This window comes from Lysinibacillus sp. NPDC048646, assembly GCF_050272295.1.
Taxonomy (GTDB): domain Bacteria; phylum Bacillota; class Bacilli; order Bacillales_A; family Planococcaceae; genus Lysinibacillus.
In genome coordinates this window covers 1-17,770 of sequence record NZ_JBNNLZ010000010.1, presented here as the reverse complement: position 1 = coordinate 17,770, position 17,770 = coordinate 1, and the positions used below count along the sequence as shown (strand labels likewise).

Genomic DNA, 17,770 nt, shown 5'->3' with positions numbered 1-17,770 from the left:
CCCCTTCCTCGATTAACGCATCACTGCTGGTAATAATATCTTATTCTTCATTACATCAAAAATACCTTTTGGCGTAATGCGAATATAAGGTAAGTGGGTGGATTGTAGAAATAATAGAGAATAAATAGCATCACCTAGGTAATAGCCTCGATCCATAAGTGCTTGTTTTAAAACACGTTCCTGTTCCATTAATTCCTCAAAGTTGCTTTCCGACAATAAGCCGTTAATGGACAAAGGAATGGAAGCAATAACCGCATCCTTGTCAACTAAGACAATTCCACCTTTCATCTTTTTAAATTCAACAAAGGCCCTTTGCATGGCATGTATATTTTTCCCGATTAAAATAAAGTCCCCTGTATTGGAATACGAAGAAATTAATCCGTCAATATTCGAAGCAAATCCCTTTATAAAGGTATTCACACGCCATTTACCGTTGCGATCCACAAGCATTAAAAAACACTCATCTATATCTCCGATGATTTGCCCATCCACTACTTGAGCAGTAACATTATAGGGCTTCGTAATAACATCATTCTCAAGTTTTATGCCCAATGGTGTAGAGAATTGAAAATCATTTTCTTCCATATCAAAGCTTACTTCAAAGTTCTGTTCTTCCTGCCAATCGACTGCATCGAAGGTAACACTCTTTATACCATCCCGCTTCAACCAAACTCCCTTTGATAAAACACTTTCTGGCGTTGGTGTAAGTTCATCTTTCAAAATATTGAACGTCGCTACTCGACCTGTCGCAATGATCCCTTGGTAATGTGTCAAATCATAGTACCGAGCAATGTTATAAGAAGCCATTTGATATGCATCAATTGGTGATACCCCTGCATCCAAAGCCAGCTGAATACATTGATCCATAACGCCCTTTCGATAAAAACTCGGCGTTGAACCATCAGTGGTCATCATGAGATGATCGAAAATAGGAAGTTGTTTATCTATCACACCTTTTAACATGCCCACTAAATCCTGCCTAATAGAAGAATGACGCAATGTTACTGCATAACCATGTAAGATTCGTTTTTCCACATCTTCAATAGTCATTGCTTCATGATCTCCGTCTGCACCAACCAGTTTCATCTTCGCTAATGTGTTTGAAGAGGCGCCTGGAAAATGGCCTTCAATCTTTTTATTTATGTGCTTTGCTTGTAAAATCCAATGGAGCATTTGATTATCTCCTTGTAGCAGACGTGGCCATCCCGTTAGTTCCCCCCCTAATAGTACGTCAGATCTATCCAGCCATTGATTAACAGATGATGTTGTAAAAATTTCTTCTTCATTATAAATTTCAGTTTGTGCATCAAATCGAGCCCACCAATAAAAAATGAATGGCAGTGTATTTAATTTCTCAATTAATGAAAACGCTTTCTTTTCTTTTAACATTAATAAAAGCGTTAAATTATCTGAAATAAAAGTAGTGGTGCCTCCTTGAGCTGCATAGTTAGCAAAAGATTGTGGATTATATAGTTGAGTAGGATGCACATGGGGTTCAATATATCCCGGTACAATTACTTTATTTTCCACATCGATAATCTCTGTTCCCTGTACATTTTTTGGCATCTCTTGCCCTGTATAAACAATTCGATCCCCACTCACCCATATATTACCTTCAACCCACTGTTTGAGCATACTATGTAAATAGCGTGCATTTTTAAAAACAATATCTGGCTTACTATCGCCATTAATAATATTAATATGATTTCTAACGTCTTTTATCTTCCAATGATAATCCATGTTTCTATACTCCTCTTCTGTAGAATTTTGTATCTATATCGTAACATTCCACTTTGTCAAAGCAAGTTTTTTCTATTTATTTTATTTACTATATTTTTAATACTATAAAAATGCCTTCAATTTAACTAGGAGATTGTTTCTATCATTTTTTAAGCGCGGTGCCATTTCGTGTGTACGGAAAATACCTACTGGCTCAGATTGTACGAGAAAAGTTTTATCGTTCTCTAAAAATTTTAATGATGCTATAATGGCATCATAGCATATACAGTTACGTGTAGCCTTTCCAATCCCCCCATACACTACAAAGATCCTCTGGATTTTCTGCAACCAAGTAATTTCACGAGGTTTTCCGACAAAAACCAAAAAGCGGCTTTTATTGCCATTTGGAGCATATATATTCAGGTTTAGTTATTCATATCATACACATACTACTATTGCATAAACGCATACAATAGTGCTTTGTGCAATCATTTTGTTTCAATCGTTGTACCCCGCTTTTTTCCCACTATGACTAAAGGAGGAAATTTTATGTTGCAAGCGAATTTAAGTGATAAAAATGCCTTTTCACGTTTTGCCTGTGGTACAAGCATGACTGCATTTGGCATTGCCAGAGTGTCACGAAATCCTAACTGCACAAAAGGTCGATTGATGATTGCTTTAGGTGCCATGAAAATGGCCGAAGGGATATTTAAATATTGTCCGACTAAGGCTTTGCTAAGCTCCAATATGCAAAGTGCCATGAACACCTCTATGCAAAGTATGTTCAATGGACAAAATTCTATGTCCTCTGACCAAATCAATAAGCTCATGCAGGATTTCTCCTCTGCTATTTCTGGTAATACGTCGTCAGATACTAATTCGGCTGCTAAGTCCACTGACAACAGTGCTTCTCAAAAACAAAATGCCTCAGACAGCAATAGCACTACAAATAAAGCACAAAATCCTTCTTAGTCAAAAAAGCCGTCTCAACTTACAGTTGAGACGGCTTTTACTATGAAGTGACTAAGCGTCAACCACTGATTTTAATTTTCAAGAGTTTTCTTATTTACATGATGCACCAGGTTTAATTGAACGCCTGGCTACCATTATTTAAAAGTACGCCAACCGATATCTTTACGGTAGAAAAAGTTAGCCCATTCCTCTGTTGTGATCCCAGCATAAACTTTTTCTTGTGCTTCTTTTAACGTAGGAGCTTTTGCACCAACAAGTAGGACACGTCCACCATTTCCAACAAAATTTCCATCGACTAGCTTTGTGCCTGCATGGTATACAGCATGTGAGGCAGATAAAGTCTTTAAGTTCGGTAAGACATTTCCTTTTTCCACATCACCAGGATAGCCCTCAGCTGCAATTACAACACCTAACATTGCATCATCTGACCATTGTAAATCAAACGGTTTTTCATCCATTAATGCTGTCATAAATGCACCAAAATCGGAAATCATACGTGGTAGCACAACTTGTGTTTCTGGATCACCAAAACGCGCATTAAATTCAATCACTTTTGGTCCATTTTTCGTTACAATAAGACCCGCATATAAAATCCCTGTGAACGATACACCATCTGCATCCATACCTTTAACAGTTGGCTCCACAACCGTTTTGTACGCTACGTCCACAACTTCATGTGAGATTTGAGGTACTGGTGAATAAGCACCCATCCCACCCGTATTCGGCCCTTTATCACCATCATAAGCACGTTTATGATCCTGAGCAATAACCATTGGATAGATTTGCCCCTTATGGACGAATGACATAAATGAAAACTCTTCCCCATCAAGGAATTCTTCAATGACAACGCGAGATGATGACTCACCAAAACGCTGATTTCCAATCATGTCCTGAACTGCTTCAATTGCCTCTTCTTCAGTCATGGCTACAACTACACCTTTACCAGCGGCCAAACCGTCCGCCTTAATAACAATTGGTGCACCTTGTTCTTTAATGTATGCAATAGCCTTTTCTGCTTCTGAAAATGTTTCATGTACAGCCGTTGGGATATTATATTTATTCATTATATCCTTTGCGTACGATTTACTACTTTCGATTTGTGCTGCAGCCTTTGTGGGGCCAAATACACGTAAGCCACGATCAATAAAGAAATCCACGATACCTACAGCGAGTGGCTGCTCTGGACCTACAAATGTTAAATCTATTGCATTTTCCTTTGCAAATTGTGCAAGTCCCGCAAAATCCATTGTGTCAATTGCAACAACTTCAGCGTCACCACGCATCCCATCATTTCCAGGAGCTACAAAAACTTTATTTACAGATGGCGAAATACCAAATTGCTTGGCGATTGCATGCTCTCGACCGCCGCTTCCGATTACTAATACATTCATTTTTAGGAAATCCTCCTCTTACAATTCAATTTTACCTTGGCGTATTTGCCGCTGACGCTTTGCTTTCGCGCAAATAAACGATGTATTGAGAATTTGCATTATGCTTGTACAATGCAACTAAATCTCGTATATCCACCGGAGGCTCTATCTTCAGTCAGCATATGTATAGACATTCGCTGAAAAAAACCGCTTCTATTCACCTCCCACTTATAGAAGTGAGCGTCTTATGCTGAATGAGGGTAAGACCGAGATGAACCAACATCTCGGTCTAAGTGTCTGTATATTTTTTAATACCGCGCAGAAAACATCTCTATTATCTTGCGGCTTCGACTTTTCTATTATTAATGTTTGAAATGACGTACGCCCGTAAATACCATCGCGATGCCGAATTCATTCGCTTTATTAATTGAATCCTGATCTTTAATAGAACCACCTGGTTGAATAATCGCCGTAATCCCTGCCGCTGCCGCTGCTTCCACTGTATCGCTCATTGGGAAGAACGCATCAGATGCTAATGCTGCACCTTTTGCTTTTTCACCCGCTTGCTCAAATGCAATTTTTGCCGCACCGACGCGATTCATTTGTCCAGCTCCAACACCTAGCGTCATTTGCGCATCTGTGACAACAATAGCATTAGATTTTACATGTTTCACAACAACCCAGCCAAGTTGTAATGCTTCCCATTCTTGTTCAGTTGGTTCACGATCTGTTACAACTTTGATATCTGCATTGGCAAAACCATAACGGTCTGGCTCTTGTACTAGTAGACCACCTTCTACAGAAACAACATTCAATTTATCTTGTTTCGCTTGCTCGAAAGGAATCGTTAACAGACGGATATTTTTCTTTTGTGTTAAAATATCAAGCGCTTCTTGCGAGAATGATGGTGCAATAATAATTTCTAAGAAAATATGACTTAATTTTTCAGCAGTTGCTGCATCTACTTCCTTGTTCAAAGCAATGATTCCACCGAAAATTGATGTTGAATCTGCTTCATAAGCTTTGTCGAAAGCTTCCTCTATAGTCACGCCCGTACCAACACCGCAAGGATTCATATGCTTAACAGCTACTGCTGTAGGCATTTCAAATTCTTTAACAATTTGAAGTGCTGCATTGCCGTCTTGAATATTATTGTATGATAACTCCTTGCCGTGTAGTTGCGTTGCATACGCTAAAGAAAAATCTGAGCCAAGGCGCTTTTGATAGAACGCCGCTTTTTGATGAGGATTTTCACCATAGCGTAAATTTTGTTTTAACTCATATGTCATCGTTAAGCTTTCTGGGAATTCTTCTTCTGTTAGATGATTTGAGATATATGAATCATAAGCCGCTGTGTGACGGAATACTTTTGCAGCTAGCTTACGACGTGTTTCAATAGTTGTTGCACCATTTGCTTGTAGTTCCTCTAATACGGTTGCATAGTCATTGCTATCCACAATTACAGTAACATATTGATGGTTTTTCGCTGCAGAACGAAGCATTGTTGGACCACCGATATCAATATTTTCGATGGCATCATCCCATGTTACATTAGGCTTTGAAATTGTTTCAACGAACGGGTAAAGATTGACACATACAATCTCAATTGGTTCAATTCCATGCTCATTCATTTGCGCTTGATGAGAAGCATCGTCAAATTTCCCTAATAAACCACCGTGTATCATTGGGTTTAAAGTTTTCACACGACCATCTAAAATTTCTGGGAATTTTGTTACTTCATCGACTGCTGTTACAGCAACATTATTGTCTTGTAACATTTTTTTCGTACCACCAGTTGATAAAATTTCATAACCTAATGCTACTAACTCTTTAGCAAACTCTAAAATACCATCTTTATTGGAAACACTGATTAATGCACGTTTTGTCACAACGAAATCCTCCTAATTTTATTTCGTGTTTAGCCACGAAAATGTCTCGCATATCTTAATTGAACACAGTTAAATCTATATGGAACAACATCATTACAGATAGAATCCCTTCCACTTGAAGTAAAGCGGGCGGAGAATTAAACATTTCTCCGCATCTTCTCAGCGACCTAACTACTATTTCAAATGGGTTTATTACTTGAATAATTGTTGTAATGCCTTTGTATATAACAAATGCTCTTCTTTGTGAATCGCCGTTTCCGTTGCCTCACGATCGTCATCTACCATTGACACAGCAGCTTGTGCAATAATCGGCCCTGTATCCATGCCTTCGTCTACGAAATGCACCGTAACACCCGTTATTTTGACACCATGCTCTATCGCTTGCCCAATTGCATCTTTCCCAGGAAAGGAAGGCAATAATGATGGATGAATATTGACGATACGCTGCTGATATGCCGACAAAAGTACTGCGCTTATTAAGCGCATATAGCCTGCAAGCACAATCCATTCCACACCGCATTCACGCAACGTTTTGATAATTGCAGTCTCGTAATCTGCCTTCGATGCAAACTCTTTCGGATTTAATGCTAGAACTGGAATACCAAATTTTTCAGCACGTGATACAACAAATGCACCGGGCTTGTCTGTGACAACAAGCTCGACCTTGGCATTTAGTTCGCCATTTTCAATAGCTTCTTGAATGGCTTGAAAGTTACTGCCGCTGCCTGAAGCAAATACGGCAATTTTAGTAGCTGCAGCCATTACACTAAACTCCCATCATGAGTGCCGTTAAATACAACACCTTCGCCTTTCACAACGCGACCAATTTTGTATGCTCTTTCACCATTTGCTTGTGCAGTAGCAATTACTTTTTCTGCCTCTTCTGCTGGTACTGCTAAAACAAAACCAATGCCCATGTTGAAGACATTGTATAAATCTTTGTCCTCTAGCTGACCTTTTTCTTTTAGGAATTCAAAAATACGAAGAACTGGCCAAGAACCTAAGTCGATTTCAGTTGCTAAACCTTCTGGCATCATACGCGGTAAGTTTTCATAAAAGCCACCACCTGTTACATGCGCACAACCGTGTACATCTGCTGCCTTTAAAGCTGCAAGTACTGGTTTTGCATATAACTTTGTTGGCACTAATAGCGCTTCACCGATTGGACCAAGGTCTTCGTAACCTTCAACAACAGCATTAACTGCAAGATCATTATCAGCAAAGACAATTTTACGAACTAATGAATAACCATTGGAATGCACACCGCTTGAAGCAAGACCCACAAGTACGTCACCTTCTACGATTTTTTCGCCTGTTATAATTGCTGATTTTTCGCAAGCACCTACTGCAAATCCTGCTAAATCGTACTCGTCTTCCTCGTATAGGCCTGGCATCTCAGCAGTTTCTCCACCGATTAATGCAGCACCAGATTGCACACAACCATCTGCTACACCTTTAACAATTTGTTCAATTTTCGCAGGCTCTGCCTTACCAAGTGCCACATAATCTAAGAAATACAGTGGTTCAGCACCTTGCGCTACGATATCGTTTACACACATTGCAACACAGTCCACACCAATTGTATCGTGCTTGTCTACCATAAATGCTAATTTTAATTTTGTCCCAACACCATCAGTACCTGAAATAAGAACAGGTTCTTGTAGATTTAGTTCTGACAAGTCAAACATACCGCCAAAGCCACCGAACGTACCCATTACACCTAGACGGTTCGTACGCTCAACGTGAGACTTCATTCGTTTAACGGCTTCATAGCCCGCTTCAATATTTACACCTGCTTGTTCATATGCTTTTGACATGCAAAAGATCCTCCTTTTAATCAAATACGCCTTAGCTTTTAGCTCAGTATTCGTAGCTATTACTTCGCTATCATACAATAGTCAACTGTGACATCTGCTAAAGGCTTGTTTAGATTGCTTGTACATAACCTTAACGTAGTAGTTCTTTTTCATGCGGTAAGATTGTATCAGGGAAAATTTCAGTTGGATATTTGCTTGTAAAGCATGCTAAGCAAAGGCCACGATTTTCATCATCATATGGTCGTGCGATAGTCTCCACCGTTCCTTCAACTGAAAGAAATGTAAGAGAATCTGCCCCAATAGCTTCACGAATTTCATCGACATTATGACTAGACGCAATTAATTCCTCATGTGTGGAAGTGTCAATACCGTAATAACAAGGGTCAGTCATTGGTGGCGAAGAAATCACAACATGCACCTCTGATGCACCTGCATCCTTTAACATCTTTACGATACGACGTGATGTTGTACCCCGAACGATTGAATCATCAACCATCACTACTCGTTTGCCTTTTACGACTTGCACAACAGGTGAAAGCTTCATTTTCACACCGCGTTCACGTAATTCCTGAGTTGGCTGAATAAATGTACGACCTACATAGCGGTTTTTAATCAAGCCTAACTCATATGGAATTCCACTTTCTTCAGCGAAACCAATTGCCGCAGAAATACTAGAATCTGGAACACCTGTTACTACATCAGCTTCAATATGTGCACATTCACGTGCAAGCTGTTTCCCCATACGTTTACGTGCCATATGGACATTAATGCCATCAATATCAGAATCGGGACGTGCTAAGTACACATATTCCATTGCACACATTGCACGATTTTCCATATCAGCGAAACGATCAGACTTCACGCCCTCATCGTTAATAATTAACAATTCACCTGGTTCAACAGAACGAACAAACTCAGCACCGATTAAATCGAACGCGCAAGTTTCAGAAGCAACGACCCAACCATCTCCAAGCTTTCCTAGAGAAAGCGGACGTAAACCATGTGGATCACGTGCAACAAGCATTTCATCTTTTGTCATTATTAAGAATGAATACGCACCCTTTAATAATGACAGGGCATTTTTCACCTTTGCACGGAATGGTGAATGCGAGCTTTTCTTAATAAGATGCGCCAGCACTTCTGTATCAGAGCTAGAATGAAAAATACTGCCTTGACGCTCTAAATATTGTTTTAAGTGAGTCGCATTGACTAAGTTACCGTTATGAGCAATTGAAAGGCTACCAGTTGATGAATGGAATAGTAATGGCTGAACATTTTCGATACCGCCACCACCAGCAGTTGTGTAACGGACATGTGCAATAGCAGCTTTACCGTCGACTGCCTTTAATTTATCTTCATTAAATACATCATTAACTAGTCCTTCGCCTTTCACCGCGCGAAGGTGCTGACCGTCAGAAACGACGATACCAGCTCCTTCTTGTCCACGGTGTTGAAGAGCATGTAGCCCGTAATAACTAAGGTGTGCTGGATTTGGGTTCCCCCAAATACCAAACACCCCACATTCTTCGTTTAAGCCTCTGAGTTCAGCAAGCATGGGATTGCTCCTTTCCAATTAGAACGGAATTCCTCCACTGTACCTTCTACAAGCACACCGTTGTCCCCGTTGATTTTAACAAGCGCATCGTTTGTTACGACACCGATTTTTTGTGCATCTTTTACAGTCTCAACAAATGCAGCCGCATTTTCTTCTTTGACTGTTACTACAAAACGAGATTGTGTTTCACTGAATAATGCAGTTGTTGCTGAACCAGTTAATGTCACATCAACACCTAAATCATTAGCTCCAAATGTTGTTTCAGCAATCGCTACTGCAAGACCGCCTTCCGCCACATCATGTGCAGATTGTACAAGTCCAGCTTTAATTGCTTTTAGTAAGGCTTGTTGACGAGCTGCTTCAACCTCTAAGTCAATAGTGGGTGCTTTTCCTGAGATAACACCATTATTTAATAATTTTTGAAGCTCTGATCCACCGAATTCAGTTTTTGTATCACCGATAACAAAGACAACATCGCCAGCAGCCTTCACTTCTTGTGTAGTCACATGTGCTAGGTCTTCAATAAGACCAACCATCCCGATTGTTGGTGTTGGGTAAACAGCTTCACCAGAACGCTCGTTATAAAGTGATACGTTACCACCGATTACGGGTGCATTCAGTGCTGTACAAGCTGCTGAGATACCATCCGCTGATTTTTCAATTTGCCAGAAGATTTCTGGTTTCTCTGGATTACCGAAGTTTAAACAGTCTGTAATTGCAAGTGGTGTACCACCAGTTGCTACAATGTTACGAGCTGCTTCTGCTACTGCAATCGCACCACCCACTTCTGGGTCAAGGTAAATGTAGCGAGAGTTACAGTCTGTTGTCATTGCCAGACCCTTGTTTGTGCCGCGTACACGAATAACTGCAGCATCTGAACCTGGAGCAACGACAGTTGACGTTCGTACTTGGTAATCATATTGATCGTAAACCCATTCTTTAGAAGCAACAGTTGGTGCTTTTAAAAGTGCATTTAACGTCTCTTGGTAATCATTTACGACTGGTTCAGTGTTTTCAATTGCTTGGAACTCTGCATAGTAAACAGGCTCAGCAGATGGTTTATAGTAGACTGGTGCATCTTCTGCAAGTGCATCCGCCGGCACATTTGCCACAACTTCACCGTTGTGAAGTAAACGAAGCATTTTGTCATCTGTAACGACACCAATAGCTACTGCATCTAAATCATATTTTTCGAAAATCGCTTTAATTTCATCTTCGCGACCTTTTTTCACAACTAATAACATACGTTCCTGAGATTCGGATAACATCATTTCGTAAGCTGTCATACCTGTTTCTCTTTGCGGCACTAAGTCTAGATTCATCTCTACACCTGAGCCAGCCTTTGAAGCCATTTCAGCAGATGATGACGTAAGACCAGCTGCACCCATATCTTGAATACCAACAAGTGCGTCAGATTTCACAACCTCTAGACATGCTTCCAGCAAAAGCTTTTCCATAAATGGATCGCCAACTTGAACCGCTGGGCGTTTGTCTTCTGAGTCTTCCGTTAATTCTTCAGATGCGAATGTCGCACCGTGGATACCATCACGCCCCGTTTTCGCGCCAACGTACATGACTGTATTGCCAACCCCAGCAGCGATACCACGTTGAATATCTTTATGGTCGATTAAACCAACACACATAGCATTAACAAGTGGATTTCCTTCATAGCAAGGGTCAAATTGAATTTCGCCACCTACAGTGGGAATCCCAATACAGTTACCGTAACCGGCGATACCAGCAACAACTTCTTCAAATAAATATTTACCGCGCGCTGACTTCAATTCGCCAAAACGTAAAGAGTTCAACATTGCAATCGGGCGTGCACCCATTGAGAATACGTCACGGATAATACCACCAACACCAGTTGCTGCACCTTGATAAGGTTCAATCGCAGATGGATGGTTATGTGATTCCATTTTAAATACAACCGCTTGCTCATCACCGATGTCTACGATACCCGCACCTTCACCAGGACCTTGTAATACTTGAGGACCTTTCGTAGGGAATTTACGTAATACTGGTTTTGAGTTTTTGTATGAGCAGTGCTCAGACCACATTACTGAGAAAAGACCTGTCTCTGTCCAGTTTGGCAGTCGACCTAAAATACCTTCTACCATTGCAAATTCTTCGTCTGACATCCCCATACCAGCGTATAGCTTTTCATCTTTAATTTGCTGTGCTGTTGGCTCAAACTTAGTTGTTGACATGATTTTCCCTCCACTGCTTCACAATTGATTTAAATACTGCTAGACCGTCTGCTCCGCCCACAAGTGCATCTACAGCCCGTTCTGGGTGTGGCATCATACCTAATACATTGCCGCGCTCGTTAATAATCCCTGCGATATCTGCTAAAGAACCGTTTGGATTTTCTCCTGAATATGTGAACACGATTTGATTGTTATCTTTTAGTTTTTGTAATGTTTCCTCGTCACAGTAATAGTTACCTTCACCGTGGGCGATTGGAATATTGATTACTTGACCTTGCTCATATTGATTTGTGAATAATGTATTGTTGTTTTCAACTTTAAGCTGGATTGTACGGCACATGAATTTTAAGTTTTTGTTACGAAGTAATGCACCAGGCAATAAACCTGCTTCTGTTAGAATCTGGAATCCATTACATACACCCAACACAGGTTTTCCAGCATCTGCTGCCTTTTTAACCTCCGCCATAATGTTTGATTGGTTTGCCATTGCACCACAACGTAAGTAGTCACCATAAGAGAAACCACCTGGTACTAAAATGCCGTCAAAGCTACTTAAATCCGTTTCTGTATGCCATACATATTCTACTTCTTCACCTAGTTCATCTTTAATCGCATGATACATATCGATGTCACAGTTTGACCCAGGGAATACGAGTACTGCGAATTTCATGATTAGTTAGCCTCCCCGACTTCGTAACGGTAATCTTCAATTACTACATTCGTTAAAACTTTTTCACACATTTCTTTTACTAACGTGTCTATATCGCGCGCTGAATCACTGATTGTAAGCTCTAGATATTTACCAATACGTAATTCTTCTACTTCACCGTAACCCATTTTTGCTAAAGAACCTTGTACTGCCGAACCTTGTGGATCTAGAATACTCTCACGTAATGTTACGTAAATTTTAACTTTTTTCATTGTTATTTGCCTCCGAGTCTAGAAAGAATAATAGTATATACTTCAGTTAAATTACCAAGGTCCCGACGAAAGACATCTTTGTCCAACTTTTGTTTTGTTTCTGCATCCCACAATCTGCATGTATCTGGAGAGATCTCATCTGCCAGAAGTACATCTCCATTTGTGTCACGTCCAAACTCTAATTTAAAATCAATTAAAGTAACGTTCACAGCTGCGAATATTGGTTGCAATACTTTGTTAACAGCTAATGCGCCTTCATACATAGCTGTTACTTCTTCGGGTGTTGCAAGTTCAAGTACATCAATATGCTCCGTTGTAATAAACGGATCGCCTAGGTCGTCGTCTTTATAATAGAATTCAACGATTGGACGCTTTAATGGTGTGCCTTCTTCAAAGCCAAGACGTTTAGCTAAGCTACCAGCCGCAATATTACGTACTACGACCTCGATTGGAATAATTTCGACCCTTTTCACAAGTTGTTCTGTATCAGACAATTGTTTTACGAAATGTGACGCAATTCCGTTTGCTTGTAATTTTTCGAAAATTAATGAAGTAATGCGGTTATTTAATACGCCTTTTCCTGCGATTTCTTCTTTTTTCTCACCATTAAATGCTGTTGCACTATCCTTGTATTCAACTAGGAGTACATTGGGCTCCTCGGTTGCATACAATTTTTTTGCTTTACCTTCATACAAAAGTTGATCTTTATTCATTTCGTCATTCCCCCAGATTATTATGAAATACGCCTCGACGTATTGATGTTCGGATTTTGAATCGTACAGGCAATTCAAAATCCGTAACATCCGTCAACGGCTCTAACTTTATTTAGTCTACTGATTGAATAAAAGTTAGTTTAGTCCAAGACGTTCAAAAATCATGTCTACATGCTGTAAGTGATAGTTATAGTCAAAGCACTCATCCAATTCTTCCTTCGTTAAATACGATGTAATTTTTTCACTTGCATCGACTAACGTACGGAATTGAACTTGCTCGTCCCATGCCTGCATTGCTAATGGCTGTACTGTATCATACGCTTCTTCGCGCACTAAGCCTTTATCGATTAGTGTCAATAAAATGCGTTGAGAGTAAATCAGCCCGAATGTGCTACCCATATTACGTTTCATGTTTTCAGGGAATACTGTTAAATTTTTCACGATGTTACCAAAACGATTTAACATATAGTTCAGTGTAATGGTCGCATCCGGTAAAATCACACGCTCAGCAGATGAATGTGAAATATCACGCTCATGCCATAGTGCTACATTTTCATAAGCTGTTACCATATAACCACGCATTAAACGTGACATACCAACCATATTTTCAGAACCGATTGGATTGCGCTTATGCGGCATTGCAGATGAACCCTTTTGTCCTTTTGCAAAAGCTTCTTCTACTTCTCGTGTTTCGGATTTTTGCAACCCGCGAATTTCAGTTGCGAATTTTTCAATGGACGTTGCAACTAATGCTAATGCTCCTAAATATTGTGCATGGCGATCACGCTGTAGTGTTTGTGTTGAAATCAGAGATGCAGCCAAGCCTAATTTGTCACAAACATATTGTTCAACACGTGGGTCAATATTTGCATATGTGCCAACTGCTCCAGACATTTTCCCAGTTTCAATCACTTTCGATGCTGCGTCAAAACGTTCTAGGTTACGTTTCATTTCTTCATACCATAAGCCAAGCTTTAAACCAAAAGTTGTTGGTTCTGCATGAACACCATGTGTGCGACCCATCATAACCGTATGCTTATGCTCTTTTGCTTTCACCGCAATAATATCAATAAAGTTCACAATATCTTGTCGTAAAATGTCATTCGCTTGTTTAATAATATAAGAAAGTGCTGTATCAACTACGTCCGTCGAAGTTAGGCCATAGTGTACCCATTTACGTTCATCACCTAGCGTTTCGGAAACTGCACGCGTAAAGGCTACTACGTCATGGCGTGTTTCTTTCTCAATTTCTAAAATACGATCTACATCAAATGAAGCATTCTCACGAATTTTAGCTACATCCTCCTTAGGAATATCGCCTATTTCTGCCCAAGACTCGCATGCTAAAATTTCAACCTCTAACCAAGCTTGGTATTTATTTTGTTCTGTCCAAATTGCACCCATTTCGGGTCTTGTGTAACGTTCAATCATTGCGTATCTCCTTCTATTCTGACCAAATGCCAGAATGCTCGATTTCTTTTAAAGTATGTTCCAAATCTTTTGTCATAATCGTTACGTGGCCCATCTTACGGTTCACCTTAGCTTCAGCTTTCCCATAAAGATGCAATGACCAATCAGGATATTTTGCAATTGAGTTACTTAGTGGCATCACGTGCTGCCCTAAAACATTCACCATAATTGATGGTGCCCATAGTTGTGGCTTGCGCAACGGCCAACCACAAACAGCACGAATATGCTGATGGAATTGTGATACATTACATGCTTCTATTGAATAGTGGCCTGAATTATGAGGTCTTGGTGCCAATTCATTAATAATAATGCCACCATCCTCTAAAACGAACATTTCTACCGCCAATGTCCCTACTAAATTAAGGGTATCTGCAATTTTCAAAGCTTCTCGTTCAGCTGCTAATGCTGTCTCATCTTTGATACGCGCTGGTACAATTGTTTCATGTAAAATATGATGCACATGAATATTCTCACCAACTGGCTGACAATACGATTCCCCATCACCATTCCGTTGTACAATGACAGATACCTCTTTTACGAACGGTACAAACCCCTCAGCAATGCACTGTGAATGTGCGAAAAGCTCTTCCGCTAACGGTAGGTCTATTGCTGATTTTAGAAGTTGCTGTCCTTTGCCGTCATAACCACCTCTTGCTGTTTTCACAATGCAAGGATATCCAATGGTATCGATATTGGCTACTAGCTCTTCATATGTCCCAGCCACTACGTAAGGTGCTACTGGACAACCCGCGTTCACGATCGCAGCTTTCTCTGTTACACGATTTTGTGTAATGCGAACTAATTCTGCTCCTTGTGGTACATAAGCCATTTGAGTCAAACGCTTTAAGCCGTCATAATCAATATTCTCGAACTCATACGTGATAACATCACTTACTTCTGCAAGTTCCTCTAATGCTGACTCATCATCATACGGTGCCACAATCCGAATATCTGCAACCTGTCCACAAGGCGAATCCATTGTAGGTTCTAGTACTGCAATTTTAAAGCCAGCTTCCTTTGCAGCAAGTGCCATCATACGACCAAGTTGTCCCCCACCGATTATACCGATCGTTTGTCCGGGATAAATAATTTTTGTCACACTAAGTCACCTGTGCTTTCTAATACCTGTTGCTTCGTCGCCTCGCGTCTAGCATCTAGTTTGTTAGCAAGCTCTACATCAGTTGTCGACAAAATTTGCGCTGCCAGCAAACCTGCGTTCGTCGCCCCTGCTTTACCAATCGCAACAGTTGCTACAGGAACACCACCTGGCATTTGGACAATAGATAATAGTGAATCAAGCCCATTAAGCGCACGAGATTGTACAGGTACACCAATAACTGGTAACGTTGTTTTTGCTGCTACCATCCCTGGTAAATGTGCCGCACCGCCAGCACCTGCAATAATTACTTGAATGCCTCGCTCACGTGCTGCTTCTGCGTATTCAAACATTAAATCAGGAGTACGATGTGCGGATACTACCTTTTTCTCGTACGGTACTTGTAATTCATCTAAAATATCACATGCATGCTTCATTGTTTCCCAGTCACTTGAACTACCCATAATGACACCGATTTTCGGATTCATGAATTGTCGCTCCTTTTAAACGATAGAAAAATGATCGATTTTTGTGCAAGCCTCTATTATTCAATAGCCACTGCATTTCTTTACTTTTGTCCACAAAGAAAATCCTCAAATAAACTACTCTCTACAGTACACGCGAAAGCAGCTTACTTGAGGACTTATTATGAAAAGAATATGCAGATTTACACATCTGTACACACACCTTCCCGTAACATGCCAAAAGTTGCTTTCCCGCATAGTCCAGCATTTACGGTGCCGGGTAGAAACACTAGAGCCAATCCTCTAGCATATATGAGGGATTTAATTGTTTTTCCTTATCACATTTTAACAAGTGAAAACACTATCGTCAATGTAAAAATGCGAACGTTTTATTTTCACCAATTAATATTGTTCGGTTTTAAGTCAAATTCATTCAAATTCTTGACACAACATCGCTTTAAATTGTATTTTTTGACGTAAATAAGTTGGTTCTCCATCTACTATATGAAAAAGTGGTTCCTCTTTTCTTCCCATCGCTAGATAACCATCTTGACGCATTCTCGTCAGGCATTCGTCAATCGTTTCATTTTCTTCTACTTCATACCAAATTTGCTTTTTCCCCAAATTATTCTTCCTTCCAATCACTTATCTTTAATATTCTTCCTCGCTTGAAATTCATTATACCCTGATATGACATTTCAGGAATACACGATTTTGTAACAATTAGTATTATCGCAAAAAATTCGAACGAAAAGGGCTAGATATTTCTAGGATGTGAAGACATGAGAATTTCTATTGGTACAGAATCATTCATTTTCTATATCAACAACTAAAAAAATTTACGGCAAGCACAAATTGTAAATCAGATAAATCAATGAAAATCTTTCTATTGCACTACAATAAATTTCGCAATTTTATTGTTAGCATTTCAAATTCATCTTCTCTTACAACTATCTCTGGTTCAATCCAAGAAAAACCATCGCCATTAAAACGTGGAATTATATGCATATGATAATGTTCAACATCTTTGAAAATCCCATTATTTTGCATACTCGTTATACCATCAGTAATTAATAGCTTTTCCAGTAGTATGGAAATTTTTTGAGCAGTGAGTATAACTTCTGATAGACTCTGTGAGTCTACATCACTGAATTCTTGATAATGTTTTTTGGGAACGACTAATACATGACCTTTATTTATTGGAAACTTGTCTAAGAAGCAACAAACAAAATCATTTTCATAAATTATAAAGGCTTTCTCTACCTTCGAAATAATCTCACAAAATATACATAACTCCATGGCTTCACCCCTATTTACATAAGAATAAGGCTTTTGAATTTTATGATTAGGATTCGAAAAGAAGGAAGGAAATTATATAAGGATTTTACTTATTGTACCATTAACTTTTGGGTAGAAATAATTTATAGAAATTCATAAAACAAAAAAAGCCGAGAAATAAATCCTCGACTTTTACGGTTTGCCTAGCGACGTCCTACTCTCACAGGGGGAAGCCCCCAACTACCATCGGCGCTAAAGAGCTTAACTTCCGTGTTCGGTATGGGAACGGGTGTGAC

The 17,770-nt window shown here is 39.7% G+C and carries 16 protein-coding genes, 1 rRNA gene, 1 pseudogene and 1 riboswitch; of the genes and pseudogenes, 1 reads left to right on the top strand and 17 read right to left on the bottom strand.

Annotation, left to right across the window (positions count from 1 at the left end; translation table 11 throughout):
* Nucleotides 1–12: 12 nt before the first annotated feature.
* Complete coding sequence (locus ACQKII_RS12470) at nt 13–1,740, bottom strand: adenine deaminase C-terminal domain-containing protein (protein WP_427459647.1); 1,728 nt, start codon at nt 1,738–1,740, stop codon at nt 13–15.
* Between the two features lie 126 nt (nt 1,741–1,866).
* Nucleotides 1,867–2,068, bottom strand: a pseudogene (locus ACQKII_RS12465) (urocanate hydratase); the annotation flags it as partial.
* 200 nt (nt 2,069–2,268) lie between these two features.
* On the opposite strand from ACQKII_RS12465, the gene ACQKII_RS12460 reads away from it, so the two are divergent.
* Nucleotides 2,269–2,691, top strand: coding sequence for a hypothetical protein (locus ACQKII_RS12460; RefSeq protein ID WP_427459645.1), 423 nt, complete (start codon nt 2,269–2,271; stop codon nt 2,689–2,691).
* A gap of 134 nt (nt 2,692–2,825) precedes the next feature.
* On the opposite strand, the gene purD is transcribed toward ACQKII_RS12460, so the two are convergent.
* The 15 genes from purD to rrf form a co-directional block, all read right to left on the bottom strand.
* The gene (gene purD / locus ACQKII_RS12455; protein ID WP_427459644.1) at nt 2,826–4,082 is read right to left on the bottom strand and encodes a phosphoribosylamine--glycine ligase; all 1,257 of its coding nucleotides are present in this window, start codon (nt 4,080–4,082) and stop codon (nt 2,826–2,828) included.
* A 341-nt stretch (nt 4,083–4,423) separates the two neighbouring features.
* Nucleotides 4,424–5,950 carry a bifunctional phosphoribosylaminoimidazolecarboxamide formyltransferase/IMP cyclohydrolase gene (gene purH / locus ACQKII_RS12450; protein WP_427459642.1) on the bottom strand — a complete coding sequence of 509 codons (1,527 nt, stop codon included), beginning with the start codon at nt 5,948–5,950 and terminating at the stop codon, nt 4,424–4,426.
* Between the two features lie 192 nt (nt 5,951–6,142).
* A complete protein-coding gene (gene purN, locus ACQKII_RS12445) occupies nt 6,143–6,712 on the bottom strand; it encodes a phosphoribosylglycinamide formyltransferase (protein ID WP_427459640.1) in 570 nt (189 codons plus the stop codon).
* On the bottom strand, nt 6,712–7,767 hold the full coding sequence (gene purM, locus ACQKII_RS12440; protein ID WP_427459639.1) for a phosphoribosylformylglycinamidine cyclo-ligase: 1,056 nt from the start codon (nt 7,765–7,767) through the stop codon (nt 6,712–6,714). The genes purN and purM overlap by 1 nt, the downstream gene beginning before the upstream one ends.
* 130 nt (nt 7,768–7,897) lie before the next feature.
* Nucleotides 7,898–9,322: an amidophosphoribosyltransferase gene (gene purF / locus ACQKII_RS12435; RefSeq protein ID WP_143996281.1), complete on the bottom strand. Its 1,425-nt coding sequence runs from the start codon at nt 9,320–9,322 to the stop codon at nt 7,898–7,900.
* A complete protein-coding gene (gene purL / locus ACQKII_RS12430; protein ID WP_427459637.1) occupies nt 9,298–11,532 on the bottom strand; it encodes a phosphoribosylformylglycinamidine synthase subunit PurL in 2,235 nt (744 codons plus the stop codon). Before purL ends, purF begins: the two co-directional genes overlap by 25 nt.
* On the bottom strand, nt 11,519–12,202 hold the full coding sequence (gene purQ, locus ACQKII_RS12425) for a phosphoribosylformylglycinamidine synthase subunit PurQ (protein ID WP_143996283.1): 684 nt from the start codon (nt 12,200–12,202) through the stop codon (nt 11,519–11,521). Before purQ ends, purL begins: the two co-directional genes overlap by 14 nt.
* Before the next feature lie 2 nt (nt 12,203–12,204).
* Nucleotides 12,205–12,453, bottom strand: a complete 249-nt coding sequence (purS, locus tag ACQKII_RS12420) for a phosphoribosylformylglycinamidine synthase subunit PurS (protein ID WP_143996284.1) — start codon at nt 12,451–12,453, stop codon at nt 12,205–12,207.
* 2 nt (nt 12,454–12,455) lie between these two features.
* Nucleotides 12,456–13,166, bottom strand: a complete 711-nt coding sequence (gene purC, locus ACQKII_RS12415; protein WP_427459634.1) for a phosphoribosylaminoimidazolesuccinocarboxamide synthase — start codon at nt 13,164–13,166, stop codon at nt 12,456–12,458.
* 135 nt (nt 13,167–13,301) lie between these two features.
* Nucleotides 13,302–14,597 carry an adenylosuccinate lyase gene (gene purB, locus ACQKII_RS12410; protein WP_427459632.1) on the bottom strand — a complete coding sequence of 432 codons (1,296 nt, stop codon included), beginning with the start codon at nt 14,595–14,597 and terminating at the stop codon, nt 13,302–13,304.
* A 13-nt stretch (nt 14,598–14,610) separates the two neighbouring features.
* Nucleotides 14,611–15,735, bottom strand: a complete 1,125-nt coding sequence (purK, locus tag ACQKII_RS12405) for a 5-(carboxyamino)imidazole ribonucleotide synthase (protein WP_427459631.1) — start codon at nt 15,733–15,735, stop codon at nt 14,611–14,613.
* Nucleotides 15,732–16,220, bottom strand: coding sequence for a 5-(carboxyamino)imidazole ribonucleotide mutase (gene purE, locus ACQKII_RS12400; protein ID WP_131522010.1), 489 nt, complete (start codon nt 16,218–16,220; stop codon nt 15,732–15,734). Before purE ends, purK begins: the two co-directional genes overlap by 4 nt.
* Before the next feature lie 213 nt (nt 16,221–16,433).
* Nucleotides 16,434–16,532, bottom strand: a riboswitch (purine riboswitch).
* Between the two features lie 93 nt (nt 16,533–16,625).
* Entirely contained in the window at nt 16,626–16,820 is a 195-nt protein-coding gene (locus ACQKII_RS12395; protein ID WP_427459630.1) for an NETI motif-containing protein, read from the bottom strand.
* Nucleotides 16,821–17,090: 270 nt separating this feature from the next.
* A complete protein-coding gene (locus ACQKII_RS12390; protein ID WP_427459628.1) occupies nt 17,091–17,495 on the bottom strand; it encodes an HIT family protein in 405 nt (134 codons plus the stop codon).
* A gap of 180 nt (nt 17,496–17,675) precedes the next feature.
* Nucleotides 17,676–17,770 (bottom strand): 5S ribosomal RNA (gene rrf / locus ACQKII_RS12385); the annotation flags it as partial.